The sequence below is a fragment of the Nonomuraea sp. NPDC049725 genome, from assembly GCF_040674795.1.
In the GTDB taxonomy this organism is placed as follows: Bacteria; Actinomycetota; Actinomycetes; order Streptosporangiales; family Streptosporangiaceae; genus Nonomuraea; species Nonomuraea ceibae.
Window position 1 is genome coordinate 119,048 of sequence record NZ_JBFANJ010000014.1, and the last position, 14,270, is coordinate 133,317.

Below are 14,270 nucleotides of genomic sequence, written 5' to 3' on the forward strand. Positions count from 1 at the left end.
GCGGGCGCCCCGGCCCTCTCCTGTGGATGACGGGGCGCCCGGCCCCCCTTCTGGATGACGGACGCCCAGCCCTCTTCTGTGGATGGCGGGTGGAGGGGCTAGGGCGTGGGAGGCAGGGGGCGGTGGATGACCAGGGATTGGCCGGGGAGGCGGATGCCGTCCTCACCTGCCTCGATCGGCTCGTCGGAGGCCAGGAGCACCGTGCCCAGCGTGCCCGGCAGGGTGCGGGTCTCGGTGCTGAGGTTGACGCTGACCGCCAGCGGACCGCGCCGCACCACGAGCCAGTCGCCCGCCGGGTCCGTCTCGACGCGCACCCGGTCCAGGCGTGGGTCCGACAGTTCGGGCAGCGCCTTGCGCAACGCGATGAGGTCGCGGTACCAGCACAGCAGCGACCAGTGCTCCTCCCCCTTGAGCTCGTCCCAGTCGAGTTTGGAGCGCAGGAACGTCTCCTCGTCCGACGGGTCGGGCGCCTCCCAGGCGTAGCCGAAGCCTTCGAACTCCTTCTGCCTCCGCCCGCCCTCGCTCTCGCGCAGGTGGGGCTCGACGTGGTCGGAGAAGAACAGGAACGGCGTCCCGGCCCCCCACTCCTCCCCCATGAACAGCATCGGCGTGAAGGGTGAGGTGAGCAGCAGCCCGGCGCCGAGTTTGAGCGCGGGCATCGGCAGCCGGTCGCCGGCGGGCCGGTTGCCGATCTGGTCGTGGTTCTGCAGGCAGGCGACGAGCCGGTGGCCGGGGACTCCGGTGAGGGGGGCGCCGTGGGCGCGTTCGCGGAAGCTGGAGTGGCCGCCGTCGTGCAGGACGCCGCGGGTCAGCACCTTGGCCAGGGCGGGCAGGCCGGCGAAGTCGGCGTAGTAGCCGTGGGTCTCGCCGCTGACGGCGGTGTGGAGGGCGTGGTGGACGTCGTCGTCCCATTGGGCGGTCATGCCGAGCCCGCCGGCGTCGCGGGACCGTACCGTGCGGGGGTCGTTGAGGTCGGATTCGGCGATGAGCGTGAGGGGCCGGCCGAGGGAGCAGGCGAGGGCGTCGGTCTCGTCGGCGAGTTCGGCGAGCAGGTGGGTGGCCCGGCGGTCGTGCAGCGCGTGGACGGCGTCGAGCCGGAGCCCGTCGAGGTGGTAGTCGCGCAGCCATTGGAGCGCGTTGTCGATGAAGTAGCGTCGCACCACGTCGGAGCCGGGCCCGTCGAGGTTGACCGCTTCGCCCCAGTAGCTACCGGCGAAGCCGGAGAAGTACGGGCCGAAGGGGTGCAGGAAGTTGCCCGACGGCCCGAGATGGTTGTAGACGACGTCGAGGAGGACGCCGAGCCCGGCCCGGTGGCAGGCGTCGACGAAGGTCTTGAGGCCGTCGGGGCCGCCGTAGGTCTCGTTGACGGCGTAGAGGTCGACGCCGTCGTAGCCCCAGTTGCGGGTGCCGGGCACGGGCGCGACCGGCATGATCTCGACGAGGTCGACGCCGAGCTCCACCAGGTGCTGGAGCCTGTCGGCGGCCGCCTCGAAGGTGCCCTCGGGGGTGAAGGTGCCGATGTGCAGCTCGTAGATCACGCTGCCGCGCAGGTCGCGGCCCTTCCAGTCGTGGTCGGCCCAGGTGAAGCGGTCGTGCTCGTAGACGGCGCTGGGGCCGAAGACGCCTTCGGGCTGGCGGCGCGAGCGCGGGTCGGGGTAGGGCCCGTCGCCGTCGAGCACGAACCCGTAGCGGCTGCCGTGGCCGGCCTCGGCCACCTCGGCGGACCACCAGCCGCCCGCGCCGGCGGTGAGGGGGTGCCGCCGGCCGTCCACGTCCACGTCGACGGCCGTGGCTCTGGGTGCCCACACCTCAAAGATCATGTCTCTCCAGGAGTGCGACGGGATACGTACCGAGCAGGTGGGCGAGCGGGACGCGGCCGGTGTGCCGGCCGCCGGCGAGCAGGTCGCGCCAGTAGCCGGGCGGCAGCGTCAGCGTGGTGGCCCCCCAGCCGCGCCGGGCCAGGCGCACGGGCAGGCGGGTGGCGACGGCCACGGCGGCGGGCCGGTCGCCGCGGGCGAAGGCGATCACGTGCTCGGCGGCGTCGCCTTCGGCGCTCATGGGGGTGTACGCGGCGGCGGGTTCGAGGCGGCGGCGCAGCCGCAGCGCCTGGGTGGTGACGAGGAGCTTGGCCGCGTCCCACTCGGTGGCGGGTTCGCGGGGGAAGCTGACGGGCCGCCGGTTGTCCGGGTCGACCAGGGAGAAGTCGGTCGTCTCGTTGCCCTGGTAGACGTCGGGCACGCCGGGCATCATGAGCTGCACGAGCTTGGCGCCGAGCGAGTTGGACATCGCGTAGGGGTCGATGCGCCGGGTGAACGCGCCCACGTCCAGCCGCACCGCGGCCTCAGCGAAGGCGCGCAGCCGCTGCTCGTAGCCGGGGTCGGGGCGGATCCAGGAGATCGCGGTCTTGGCCTCGCGGGCGGCCTTGAGCAGGTAGTCGGTGAACCGCTCGGCGGAGATCGGCCAGGCGGCCATGAGGTTCTGCCAGGCGAGGTAGTCGAGGTGGCGGTCGAAGCTGAGCTCGGCCGACCAGCCCGCGACGGCCTCGGCCCACTCCTCGGGCAGCTCCGACAGCACCGACAGCCTGGCCCGCACGTCCTCGGAGCGTTTGGTGTCGTGGGTGGACAGCGTGGTCATGGAGTGGGGCGGCATGCTCGCGCAGAACGCGTGGAACTCCTCGGCGGAGAGCCCGAACAGGTCGGGTTCGCCGCCGACCTCGTTCAGGCACGACAGCGGGAACCACCGGTAGAGCGCGGTGTCCTCGACGCCCTTGGCCATCACGGGCCCGCACGCCTGCTGAAAGCGGATGATCGCCTCGGGCGAGCCGTACAGGGCCTGCTGGACGAGCGGCCGGACGGCGGGTGAGCAGGCCGCGGCGGCCTGCTCGACGATCTCCACGGACCGGCGCGGCGGCGGCTCGCCGGGCACCACGTAGGCGCGGTAGACGGGCATGGCGGCGAGCAGTTCGGCGGCGGCCTCGGGGGTGCAGGAGGCGGCGCGGGCCAGGCGGCGCACCTCGGGGCCGAAGAACAGGTCGATGACCTCGCGTTTGGCCCTGGCCATGACCGCGTGGTAGTCCTCGGGCTCGCCCGTCAGGCGGGTGAACAGCTCGACCAGCGGCGCCTTGCCCTCGGGGTCGACGAACAGGCCGTTGACGCGGTTGAGCGCCTCGTAGCCGGTGGTGCCGTCGCACGCCCAGTCGCCGGGCAGCCGTTCGGCGCCGATGAGGATCTTCTCCACGACCGTCCACACGCCGCCGGTCCTGGCGCGCAGCGCCTCCAGGTAGCCGCGCGGGTCGGCGAGCCCGTCGGGGTGGTCGATCCGCAGTCCGTCGACGAGGCCCTCGTCGAGCAGCCAGAAGATCACCTCGTGGGTGGCGAAGAACACCTCCGGGTCCTCGACGCGCAGCCCGATCAGCGTCGAGACGTCGAAGAAGCGCCGGTAGCCGGGGCCCTCCCGCCAGTCGACCAGCTTGTGGTGGCCGGGCTGGGGGTAGCCGCGCTCGGCCTCGGCCGGGTCGGTGTCGTCGCCGAGGACCGGCAGCGCCACCTTGCCGCCGTCCCACTCGATGTCGAACCAGCGGGCGTACGGCGAGCCGGGCCCGTCGCGGAGCACGGCCATGAACCGCTCGTTCTCGGTGTTCATGTGGTTGGGGACCAGGTCGAGGACGATGCCCAGGTCGTGGGCGGCCAGCCGCTGGGCCATCTCCCTGAAGCCCTGCGCGCCGCCGAACTCCTCGCGGACGCGGGAGTGGTCGGTGACGTCGTAGCCGTGGCGGGAGCCGGGCACGGCCTGGAGGATCGGCGACAGGTAGACGTGGGTGACGCCGAGGTCGCGCAGGTAGCCGGCGAGGTCGGCGACCTGGGCGAAGCCGAAGTCGGGGGTCAGCTGGAGGCGGTAGGTCGAGATCGGCCTAGACACGGCGCAACACCCGCACGCTGCGTCCGGGCACGGCCACTCCCTCGCCCGCCCGGCACATCCGGACGTCCAGCCTGATCGGCATGGCGGTGTCGATCTCGGTCTGCCACATCTCTCCGTAGTCCTTGGGGATCGTGAACCTGATCGTGTCGTGGTGCGCGTTGAACAGCAGCAGGAACGAGTCGTCCCTGATGGGCCGGCCGCGGCGGTCGGGCTCGGTGATGGCGTCGCCGTTGAGGAAGACGGCCAGCGACTTGGCGTAGCCGACGTTCCAGTCGCTGTCGGTCATCTCCTCCCCGGACGGGGTGAGCCAGGCGATGTCGCTCAGGCCGCGCACCGGTTTGCCGTAGAAGAACCTCCTGCGGCGGAACACCGGATGCTTCTTGCGCAGCGCCGCCAGGCTCTGGGTGAACTCCAGCAGCAGCCAGTTCTCCCTGACGTCGGACCAGTCGACCCAGGTGATCTCGTTGTCCTGGCAGTAGCCGTTGTTGTTGCCCTGCTGGGTGCGGCCGAGCTCGTCGCCGTGGGAGAGCATCGGCACGCCCTGCGACAGGAACAGCGTGGTGAGGAAGTTGCGTTTCTGCTGCTCGCGCAGGGATTCGACGGCCCAGTCGGCCGGGCCTTCGGCGCCGCAGTTCCAGGACCGGTTGTCGTCGGTGCCGTCGCGGTTGCCCTCCTTGTTGGCCTCGTTGTGCTTGTGGTCGTACGAGACGAGGTCCTGGAGGGTGAAGCCGTCGTGGCAGGTGACGAAGTTGATCGAGGCGGCGGGGCGGCGGGTGTCGGCCTGGTAGAGGTCGCTGGAGCCGGTGAACCGGTAGCCGAACTCCGGCATGGTGGCCGGCTGCCCGCGCCACAGGTCGCGGATGGTGTCGCGGTAGCGGCCGTTCCACTCGGTCCAGCGTGAGGGGAAGTTGCCCACCTGGTAGCCGCCGGGGCCGACGTCCCAGGGCTCGGCGATGAGCTTGACCTGGGACAGCACGGGGTCCTGCTGGACCAGGTCGAAGAAGGCGCTCAGCCGGTCGACCTCGTGCAGCTCGCGGGCCAGCGTCGAGGCGAGGTCGAAGCGGAACCCGTCGACGTGCATCTCGATCACCCAGTAGCGCAGCGAGTCCATGATCATCTGGAGCACGTGCGGTGACCGCATGAGCAGGCTGTTGCCGGTGCCGGTGGTGTCGACGTAGTAGCGCTTGTCGGTGGGCACGAGCCGGTAGTAGTCGGGGTTGTCGATGCCCTTGAAGCTGAGCGTCGGCCCGAGGTGGTTGCCCTCGGCGGTGTGGTTGTAGACGACGTCGAGGATGACCTCGATGCCGGCCTCGTGCAGCGCCCGCACCATGGCCTTGAACTCCAGCACCTGCCCGCCGCGCTGGCCCTGGCTGGAGTAGCGGTTGTGCGGGGCGAAGAAGCCGATCGAGTTGTAGCCCCAGTAGTTGGACAGCCCGCGCTGCTCCAGGATGTGGTCGGTGACGAACTGGTGGACCGGCATGAGCTCCAGCGCGGTCACGCCGAGCTTGGTCAGGTGGTCGAGGATCTCGGGGTGGCCGAGGGCCGCGTAGGTGCCGCGCAGGTGCTTGGGGATCTTCGGATGCCCTATCGTCAGCCCGCGCACGTGCGCCTCGTAGATCACGGTGTCGTGGTACGGGGTCGCGGGCGGCCGGTCGTGGCCCCAGCCGAAGAACGGGTTGATGACGATCGAGCGCGGCACGTACCGGGCGGAGTCCTTGTCGTTGCGCGTGTCGGGCGAGCCGAAGCGGTAGCCGTAGACCGCCTCGTTCCACGTCACCCCGCCCTCGATCGCCATCGCGTACGGGTCGAGCAGCAGCTTGGCCGGGTTGCAGCGCAGGCCGCGCGCCGGGTCGTAGGGGCCGTGCACCCGGTAGCCGTAGCGCTGGCCGGGGCCGATGCCCGGCAGGTAGCCGTGCCAGATGAACCCGTCGACCTCGCTCAGCCGTACGCGGGACTCCTTGTTGTCGTCGTCGAACAGGCACAGCTCGACGGCGTCGGCGACCTCGGTGTAGAGCGAGAAGTTGGTGCCCGCGCCGTCGTAGGTGGCCCCGAGTGGATACGGATCTCCCGGCCAGACTTCGATCATCGAGGCTCCCTCACGGTCTCTCCCATGTTCCGTTCCCCCGCTCCCCCGGACAAGCCGTGGGGCATCACGTTCCTTCCCCGGCCCTCCGGACGATCACCTCAAGGCTGCGGCAAAACGGGTGGGCCGCCTCCCCTGGCGCGGCTGGGGAGGCGGCCCACGTACTCCAGCATGAGGGTTTGGTCCGCTTTTGCCCGGCTACATAGCCCTTCCATGGGTGGTTTCAAGAAATTCCTGTTACGCGGAAACATCGTGGAGCTGGCGGTCGCGGTGATCGTCGGGGCCACGTTCAGCGGGCTGGTGCAAGCGCTGGTCAGGGACCTGGTGACGCCGCTGATCGGGGCGGTCACCGGCGGGCGGCAGCCGAACTTCGCCGAGTACTCCTTCACCGTCAACGGCAGCGAGTTCAAGTACGGCGACTTCGTCAACCATCTGATCACGTTCCTGCTGATCGCGGCCATCGTGTACTGGCTGGTCGTGATGCCGATGACGCGGCTGATCAGCCTGTTCGACCGGAACGAGAAGGCGGCCACCAAGCAGTGCCCCGAGTGCGTCGGCGACATCCCGGCCGAGGCGCGCCGGTGCATGCACTGCACGGTGGAGCTGGTCCCGGCCTCCGAGAAGCCGGACCGATAACCGACATATCCGGAAAAGATGCGACCCACCACGCCGACGCCACGCGGACGACGGGCGCGCTGGGCGTGGGTTTCGTGTTCTTACGGCCACTACCGCACCAAGTGCGGCGACAGTTCGACAAGATGGACGGGTGAGCGTTGAGTTGATGGTCTGGGACGAGCCCGCCCCTATCTCCAGAGACCGGGCGCGGGCCGCGTACCTGGAGGTCAAGAAGACCGAGCCCGTCAGCGGGGAGCTGCCGGAGATCGCCAAGGAGCTGCCCGGGATCGTCACCGCCTACGACGATCACGTGCTGGTGACGATGGACCTGGACACCATGGACGAGATGTCGGCCCAGGTGTTCGCGACCGCGCGGGCGCACGGGCTGGTGTGCTACGACCCGCAGCGCGACCTGGTGCACAACGTCGCGCCGCTGGGCGTCTACGCGGGCATGCAGCTCCACACCGGCGACGGCCTGATCGTGCACGACCCGGACCTGGGCCTGGTGCACGACGTGCTCGCGACGATGTCGCCGCAGAACCCGTTCACAGCCCTGGTCACCTTCGGCCACCACTTCATCCAGGTGTCGCCGGGCTTCGAGCTGGAGTACAAGGAGGGCTCGCTGGTCCGCACCCTGGTGGAGGACCTGGAGGAGGTGCGGCGTGCCTTCCACGAGTACGCGACGGGCGAGCGGGGGTTCCTGACCCGTCACGAGTGGTCGGCCTAGCGGGCGGCCAGGCGTAGCCGGGCCAGCTTGACGACCGGGGTGACGGCGCCCACCAGCAGCAGCGCGAACAGGGGCGCGAGCACCAGGCCGAGCACGAACCCGGCGGCCACGTCGTGCGGGTAGTGCACGCCGACGAACACCCGCGAGAACGCCATGACGGCCGCCAGCGGGACGACCACCCAGGCGAGCGTGCGCCACGCCAGCACCAGCGCTCCCGCCGCGCCCGCGGCGATGACCGCGTGGTTGCTGGGGAACGACCAGTCGTCCACCGGCGGGCAGGCGGCGATCGTCGCGATCCCGCCCCGGCACGGCCGGTCCTCGCGCACCACGGTCTTGAGCACCTCGCTCACCACGTACGCGCACACCACTCCGGCCGGGCCGGCGATGGTGATCGCCAGGTCACGGGCGGGGGCGTTGCGGGCCCGCCAGAAGCAGAGCAGGAAGAGCGCGGCGAAGACGAACAGCCCGCCGTCGGTGCCGACCTCGGCGAAGGTGTGCAGCCAGGCGGGCGTGGAGAGTGCGAAGTCGACGATGTCGCGGTACAACTCGTGTCCAATCCATTAACAGGTGATGGACACGACATTATGAATGGATCTTGGGCTTCGCCTCAGCCGAAAGGACGACCTAGGCGAGGAACCTGCGATCGAGGTCCAGATACTGCTGGCGCAGCTCGCCCTCGGTGATGAGCCCGCGGTCGAACGCCTCGGTCGTGGCGTCGCGCTCCGCGACGTAACAGGCGGCCATGATCTCGCTGCGCAGCGGCGTGAAGCCGCGCTCGACGCAGTCGGCGAACACGCTGACCTTGCCCGCCACGGTTTCCGGGGCGACGGTGCAGGCGAGGTCCTGGGCCTTGAGCTGGGCTACGGCCTCACGCAGCGTGACCGGGCCGAGGGAGCCGTTGAACCTGGTGTCAAGAGTGATCTTCACTTTCTTACGCCTCCGCATGTTTGAAACGTCCTGAAAAGGCGGCGTATTCCCTGGTCACAGCGGGTAAGAGGGCATGCGTGATCGGAGAGCACGTGATCGTCGGCTACACCGACGACGCCGGCGGGCGTGACGCTCTCGCCCTGGGCGCCGCCATCACGCGGATCACCGGCGGAGAGCTCACGGTGGCGGCGATCTACCCTCCGGGCAGCCCGGGGCTGGCCGTCGAGGCGCAGGCCGCGCTGGCGCACGCCGCCGGGCTGCTGGAGGACACCCCGGCCGGGTTCATGGCGTTCGAGAGCCGGGGCGCGGGACGCGGCCTGGCCGTGCTGGCCAGCCGCATCAAGGCCGACCTGGTCGTCGTCGGGTCGGCCGACGGCGGGCAGCACGGGCTCATCTCCCTCGGCAGCACCGCCTCCCACCTGCTGCACCTGTCGCCGGAGGCGGTGGTGGCGGTGCCCGCCGGTTACGCGCCGCCCGAGCGGCCCGCCCGGCTGACGCTGGCGTACGTGCACCGGCCGCAGTGCGACGCGGCGGTCCCCCGGGTGGCGGAGGCCGCGCTCAGGCTCGGCGTGCCGCTCCGGCTGATCACCTTCGACCTGCGCACGGACGACCCGGAGCGCATCCGCGACGACCTGGCCCTGGCCGTCCGCCTGGCCTGGGAGAGCACCGGCCTCGAAGCCGAGGCGGACGTCGCCGAAGGGCACGACGTGGCCGCCGCCGTGGCCGCGGCCGAATGGCTGCCGGGCGAGCTGCTGGTCTGCGCGGCCAGCGAGGACGCCCAGCCGCACCGGGTGTTCATCGGCGAGCTGGCGATGAAGCTGCTGCGCGCCTCGGCCTGCCCCGTCGCGGTGCTGCCCCGGGGTTTCGTCTAGCGGCGCCGGGCCCGCTCGTACAGCTCCAGGTAGCGATCGGCCATGACGGCCGGGGAGAAGCGGCGGCGGGCCTCACGCCGGCACTCCTCCGGGTCCAGCTCGTCCACCCGCAGCACCCACTCGGCCAGCTCCTCCTCGGTGTCGGCGAGGAAGCCGGTGCGGCCGTGCTCGATGATCTCGGGCAGGCAGCCGCGCCGCAGCCCGATGGGCGGGACGCCGAGCGCCAGCGCCTCGACGACGGCGGTGCCGCCCGGCTCGTCCCACTGGATGGGGAACAGCGACGCGCGGGCGGAGGCGTACAGCCCGTCCCGCTCGGCGCCGCCGACCGAGCCGACCCACCGGGTCAGGTCGCCGTCCAGGTACGGGGTGACGCGCTCGACGAAGTAGCGCACGTCGGGATGACCGTGCAGCGGATGGCCCGGGTCCTGGGCGACGGCCTCCAGCTCGGCGGGTGAGTTCAGCCCGCTGACCGGGCCGGCCAGCACCAGCGGCAGGCCGAGCTTCTGGCACACCCGGGCGGCGATGTGCTGGCCCTTGAGCCCGCAGACGCGGCCCATGACCACCAGGTGCTCCCCCCGTTCGACCCGGACGTCCTGGTCGGCGAGCGGCGTGGCCAGGTGGATGGCGCCGAGCGCGGCCTCGCGCAGCGCCTGCGGGGCACGGGCGAGCTGCGAGTGTGAGACGCCGTTGACGGCGATCGACTGCGGGAACGCGGAGTAGAACTCGTGGTGCTTGCGCAGGTCCCAGTGCAGCGTGTGCAGGACGGGCGGGCCGCCCAGCGCGGACAGCACGGCGGGGCCGACGACCTCCAGGTGGTCGTGGACCAGGTCGATGTCGTCGCGCCCGCGCAGTTCGGCGGCCAGCCGCGTCTGGTGGGCGTGCGCGAGGCCCATGACCTGGTTGTAGGGCTTCTGCAGGTGGGCGAACTGCCCTTCGGGGAAGACGCTGATGTGCTCGTCGGCCTCCAGCGTGCTCGATCCGACCGTCGCCAGCACGACCCGCACGCCGCGCTCGCGCAGCGCGGGGACGAGCGTGGCGACCACGTTCTCGATCCCGCCGTAGCCGGGAGGCGGCACCGCGAGCCACGGCCCCGCGTTCACCAGGACGTTCATGCCACATCCTCCTCCAGTACGAGCGAGGCCAGCGGTGGCCGCTCGGCCACGGCCACATCCACCACGTCGGCCTGCCCTTCGAGTCCGAACTGCAGCAGCGTGTGCGCGGGAGGTTGCGAGGCGAGCACCCGGCCCTGGCGCTCCAGCCGGGACCAGGCGGTGAGCATGATCTGCCCGGCCATGCGGCCCAGCGCGGTGACCGACTGGTGGCTGTGGGTGCGGCAGCCGAGGTCGACCTGGGCCATCGCGTCCAGCCCGGCCACCTGGAGGAGGTCGACGAGCAGCCCGAACTCGACGCCGTACTCGGTGACGAACGGCACCCGCTCCAGGATCGAGCGGCGGGCCGCGTACTCGCCGCCGAGCGGCTGGCAGAAGCCGGACAGCTCGGGCCAGAACATGTTGAGCAGCGGCCTGGCGACCAGCTCGGTGACGCGCCCGCCGCCGCCGCGCCTGGCGACGCCGTCCTCGCCGGTGTAGGGCCGCTCGTAGGCGCCCTTGACGAACTGGATCCGGCGGTCCACGAGCAGCGGCCCGACCAGGCCGGAGACGAAGTGGGAGTCGAAGTCGCGCAGGTCGGAGTCCACGAAGACGACGATGTCCCCGGTGGAGGCGGCCAGGCCCTTCCACAGCGCCTCGCCCTTGCCGGTCAGCGGGGGCAGGTGGGGCAGCACGGCGTCCTGGGCCACCACGCGGGCTCCGGCGGCTGCCGCGCGGACGGCGGTGGCGTCGGTGGAGTGCGAGTCGACGACGAGGATCTCGTCCACGAGCGGCGACCGCTCGACCAGGTCACGGCGGATCGTGGTGACGATGTCACCGACGGTCGATTCCTCGTCGCGCGCCGGGAGCACGACGCTCACGGTGGTCGTCCCCTTGGCGAGGAGGAGGGCGTCGACCGGCCAGTCGGCCGCGGTGCTCGAGTGCGGCCCGTACCACTCCTCGACCCTTGCCAAGGCTCGCAGATCTGTCTCCATACAGTCAGCCCCGATCTCTGAGGTCACGGTCGGCGACATCTGCCCGCTCTACGAGTCTTCGAACATGTCTGTTTGTTTTCTGCAATACGTGGGATATGCCGGGTTATGTTCCCCACAACCCGCGTCGGCATCATCGGTGCCGGTAATGTCGCCGCTCGACATGCGGAAGTGCTGTCCGGATTCCCCGACGTGAAGATCGCCGGAATCGCCGACACCGATCTCGGCAGGGCTGAAGCACTGGCGTCGCAGCATGGCGCCCCCGCTTATGGCGGCCACGCCGACCTGCTGGAGGCCGGCGAACTGGACGCCGTCTATGTCTGTGTGCCTCCTTTCGCGCACGGTAACCCTGAGTTCGACGTCCTGTCGTGCGATATCCCCATATTCGTAGAAAAGCCACTCTCGCTGGACCTGGCCACCGCCGAGAAGATCGCCGACGAGCTCGACCGCCGCGGCCTGCCCTCGGCCGTCGGCCACCACTGGCGCTACCTGGACATCCTGGACCGCGCCCGGCACCTGCTGGGCGAGCGCCCGGTACGCCTCGCCCTGGGCCACTGGATGGACAAGGTGCCCCCGGTCGGCTGGTGGCTGAACTCCGCCATGTCCGGCGGCCAGACCGTCGAGCAGGCCGTTCACGTCCTGGACCTGGCGAGGCTGCTGGTGGGCGAGGTGGCGATGGTGCACGCGGTGCCCGTCGACGGCGCGATGGACGGCGAGGTCGACCGGGCCACGGCGGCGGTCATGCGGTTCGCGGGCGGCGCGGCCGGGCTGCTGGCCACCACCTGCCTGCTGCGCGGCAAGCACCGGGTGGGCCTGGAGGTGTGCGCCGACGGCATCTCGCTGGAGCTGAGCGAGACCCGGCTGATGGTCGACGGCCAGGAGCTGGTGCAGGACGGCGGCCGGGCCAAGGAACTGGTGGACCGCGCGTTCATCGACGCCGTACAGGGTAAGGAGGCCGACGTGCGGGCGCCGTACCGGGAGGCACTGAAGACCCACCGGCTGGCGCTCGCCCTGGCGCGGTCGGCGCGGGAACGGGAGCCGGTGATGGTCGATGGCTGACAACGGGAACGGCTGGGTGCTGAGCATCGAGGGCCCCGGCGAGGTGACGCTGGCCGAGGACAAGCTCGGCGAGGTGCCCGACGGCGGCTTCCGGGTGGAGACCACCCACAGCGGCATCTCCGCCGGCACCGAGCTCACCTACGTCAAGGGCGACAACCCGTACCTGACCTCCACCTGGGACCCGGCGCTCGGGCTGTTCCAGCGGGGCGCGCCGTCGGTGGCCTATCCGGTGCGCGGCATCGGCTACATGCAGGTCGGCATGGTGGTCGAGACCCGCACCCGGGCGGTCGAGGAGGGCGCGCTGGTCGCGATGGCGTACGGGCACCGCACCGGCTACGTCGCCGACCCGATGCAGGACCGGTTCGTCGAGCTGCCCGGCGACCTCGACGCGATGCTCGGCGTCTACGTCGCCCACATGGGCCCGATCTGCGCCAACGGCCTGCTGCACGCCGCCGCCGACCTCTACGGCCAGAACGTGCACCAGCTCGGCGACGGCGTGCGCGGCAGGCGCGTCGTGGTGGTGGGCGCGGGCGTCGTCGGCCTGCTGACGGCCTCGTTCGCGCTCGCGCACGGCGCGGCGGAGGTCGTGGTCGTGGACGAGACGCCGGCCCGGCTGGCGGTCGCCGAGGCGCTCGGCGCCGACGCGCTGTCGGTCGCCGACGACCCGGCGGTGGAGCTGAAACGCCGCTGGCGGCACGGCCCCAACGACCGGGGCGCGGACGTGGTCTTCCAGTGCCGCGGCCAGGCCAGGGCGCTGGCCCTGGCGCTCAAGCTGCTGCGGCCCCAGGGCACCGCGATCGACCTGGCCTTCTACACGCACGGCGCCGACGAGGTGCGGCTCGGCGAGGAGTTCCACCACAACGGGCTGTCGCTGCGGTGCGCCCAGATCGGGCGGGTGCCGCGCGGGCTGGCCCACGCGTGGGACCGCGAACGGCTGTCCCACGAGACCGTGGACCTGCTCAGGCGGCGCGGCGACCTGCTACGCCGGCACGTGATCACCGATGTCGTCGGCTTTGCCGAGGCTCCCCAGCTGCTGGCCGACCTCGCGGGCCGCCGGCGGCATGCCGTGCAGGCCGTGCTCTGCGACCACGTCGAGGACGAGGGCCGCTGACCAGCTGAAGTCGCGCGAGCCGTGGCCGTCGAGCGTGGCCGGGTCGAAGTACTCGCGGAACCCGGAGCGCGTCGCGGCGGCGATCATGCCGTCGGCCAGCGCGTCGGCCAGGTCGGCCCGCCGCTCCCGCAGCCCCTGCCACACCAGCCAGGTGACGTTGAGCCAGCTCGGCCCGCGCCAGTAGCGGGCGGGGTCGTACTCGGGCGCGGTGGGCGAAAAGCTGGGCAGCACGCCGTCCTTGAGCATGAAGCGGTCCAGCCCGGTGCCGATCAGCGCGTTGGCGATCTCGCGCGGCAGGCCGGGCAGCAGGAGCGGCACCAGCCCGGCGGCGCTGGCGGAGCGGATCAGGCAGCCGGTGCGCACGTCGCGCGGCTGGAAGAGGCCGTCGTCGTAGAGGTGCTCGATCATGGCCGCGGTGATGCGGGCGGCCTCGGCGCGGTGCGGCCCGGGGTCGTGCCCGAGCTCGGCGGCGATCTCGGCCAGCGCCAGCTCGGCCACCCCGTAGGCGGCGTTGAACAGCGGGTCCTCGACCTGGAAGTCACCCGGGTCGCGGTAGCCGGAGTCGCGGTAGGCGCGGGCGAGCGCGGTGTAGCGCTCGTAGTCGCGGTCGGTGGGCCGCTCGGCGGCGGCGACGTGCCCCAGGTCGCGGCGGACGAACCCGGTGGCCCCGGCGGGCACGGCGCTGAGCGGCCGGTCCCAGGCCGGGCTGTTGTCCATGCCCGACTCCCAGGGGTGGACGATGGAGATCAGCCCTTCGGGCGAGCGCCGGGCGGTGCGCAGGAACTCCTGCTGCGCGACCAGCCGAGGGTAGATGCGGCGCAGGAAGCCCGGGTCGGGCTCGGCCTGGTGCACCTTCCAGGCGGCCAGCGCGTGCACGG

At 71.5% G+C, this 14,270-nt stretch carries 12 protein-coding genes; 5 read left to right on the top strand and 7 right to left on the bottom strand.

Annotated elements, in window-relative coordinates:
• Positions 1-98: 98 nt before the first annotated feature.
• The 3 genes from treZ to glgX are packed head-to-tail and all read right to left on the bottom strand — an operon-like array spanning position 99 to position 6,004.
• Positions 99-1,808, bottom strand: coding sequence for a malto-oligosyltrehalose trehalohydrolase (gene treZ, locus AB0J53_RS32220; RefSeq protein WP_364179378.1), 1,710 nt, complete (start codon positions 1,806-1,808; stop codon positions 99-101).
• A gap of 1 nt (position 1,809) precedes the next feature.
• Positions 1,810-3,918, bottom strand: coding sequence for a malto-oligosyltrehalose synthase (treY, locus tag AB0J53_RS32225; RefSeq protein ID WP_364179380.1), 2,109 nt, complete (start codon positions 3,916-3,918; stop codon positions 1,810-1,812).
• The gene (gene glgX / locus AB0J53_RS32230) at positions 3,911-6,004 is read right to left on the bottom strand and encodes a glycogen debranching protein GlgX (RefSeq protein WP_219505537.1); all 2,094 of its coding nucleotides are present in this window, start codon (positions 6,002-6,004) and stop codon (positions 3,911-3,913) included. The genes treY and glgX overlap by 8 nt, the downstream gene beginning before the upstream one ends.
• A 210-nt stretch (positions 6,005-6,214) precedes the next feature.
• On the opposite strand from glgX, the gene mscL reads away from it, so the two are divergent.
• On the top strand, positions 6,215-6,637 hold the full coding sequence (gene mscL / locus AB0J53_RS32235; protein ID WP_219505535.1) for a large conductance mechanosensitive channel protein MscL: 423 nt from the start codon (positions 6,215-6,217) through the stop codon (positions 6,635-6,637).
• Between the two features lie 130 nt (positions 6,638-6,767).
• Positions 6,768-7,343 (top strand): hypothetical protein, encoded by a 576-nt coding sequence (locus AB0J53_RS32240; protein WP_364179383.1) that lies wholly within the window; start codon positions 6,768-6,770, stop codon positions 7,341-7,343.
• Here AB0J53_RS32240 and AB0J53_RS32245 read toward each other — a convergent pair.
• Both AB0J53_RS32245 and AB0J53_RS32250 read right to left on the bottom strand, forming a co-directional pair.
• Entirely contained in the window at positions 7,340-7,888 is a 549-nt protein-coding gene (locus AB0J53_RS32245) for a phosphatase PAP2 family protein (RefSeq protein ID WP_364179385.1), read from the bottom strand. The genes AB0J53_RS32240 and AB0J53_RS32245 overlap by 4 nt on opposite strands.
• A gap of 79 nt (positions 7,889-7,967) precedes the next feature.
• Positions 7,968-8,270, bottom strand: a complete 303-nt coding sequence (locus tag AB0J53_RS32250; protein WP_219505532.1) for a hypothetical protein — start codon at positions 8,268-8,270, stop codon at positions 7,968-7,970.
• Positions 8,271-8,347: 77 nt separating this feature from the next.
• Here AB0J53_RS32250 and AB0J53_RS32255 point away from each other — a divergent pair, with 77 nt between their 5' ends.
• Positions 8,348-9,142, top strand: coding sequence for a universal stress protein (locus AB0J53_RS32255; RefSeq protein WP_364179387.1), 795 nt, complete (start codon positions 8,348-8,350; stop codon positions 9,140-9,142).
• Here the strand turns inward: AB0J53_RS32255 and AB0J53_RS32260 are convergent.
• Both AB0J53_RS32260 and AB0J53_RS32265 read right to left on the bottom strand, forming a co-directional pair.
• Positions 9,139-10,254 carry a glycosyltransferase gene (locus tag AB0J53_RS32260; protein WP_364179389.1) on the bottom strand — a complete coding sequence of 372 codons (1,116 nt, stop codon included), beginning with the start codon at positions 10,252-10,254 and terminating at the stop codon, positions 9,139-9,141. The two genes, AB0J53_RS32255 and AB0J53_RS32260, sit on opposite strands and share 4 nt — an antisense overlap.
• Positions 10,251-11,204, bottom strand: coding sequence for a glucosyl-3-phosphoglycerate synthase (locus AB0J53_RS32265; protein WP_364179391.1), 954 nt, complete (start codon positions 11,202-11,204; stop codon positions 10,251-10,253). Before AB0J53_RS32265 ends, AB0J53_RS32260 begins: the two co-directional genes overlap by 4 nt.
• Before the next feature lie 126 nt (positions 11,205-11,330).
• Between AB0J53_RS32265 and AB0J53_RS32270 the strand changes: the two genes are divergently transcribed.
• Together AB0J53_RS32270 and AB0J53_RS32275 are read left to right on the top strand one after the other, a co-directional pair.
• Positions 11,331-12,281, top strand: coding sequence for a Gfo/Idh/MocA family oxidoreductase (locus AB0J53_RS32270; protein WP_364179393.1), 951 nt, complete (start codon positions 11,331-11,333; stop codon positions 12,279-12,281).
• The gene (locus AB0J53_RS32275; RefSeq protein WP_364179395.1) at positions 12,274-13,392 is read left to right on the top strand and encodes a zinc-binding dehydrogenase; all 1,119 of its coding nucleotides are present in this window, start codon (positions 12,274-12,276) and stop codon (positions 13,390-13,392) included. The genes AB0J53_RS32270 and AB0J53_RS32275 overlap by 8 nt, the downstream gene beginning before the upstream one ends.
• Positions 13,393-14,270 lie beyond the last annotated feature (878 nt).

Bases quoted from the DNA above. Each gene is read 5' to 3' on its own strand.
- AB0J53_RS32270 (WP_364179393.1), top strand. From the start codon at position 11,331: ATGTTCCCCACAACCCGCGTCGGCATCATCGGTGCCGGTAATGTCGCC.
- AB0J53_RS32275 (WP_364179395.1), top strand. From the start codon at position 12,274: ATGGCTGACAACGGGAACGGCTGGGTGCTGAGCATCGAGGGCCCCGGC.
- mscL (WP_219505535.1), top strand. From the start codon at position 6,215: ATGGGTGGTTTCAAGAAATTCCTGTTACGCGGAAACATCGTGGAGCTG.
- glgX (WP_219505537.1), bottom strand. From the start codon at position 6,004: ATGATCGAAGTCTGGCCGGGAGATCCGTATCCACTCGGGGCCACCTAC.
- AB0J53_RS32260 (WP_364179389.1), bottom strand. From the start codon at position 10,254: ATGAACGTCCTGGTGAACGCGGGGCCGTGGCTCGCGGTGCCGCCTCCC.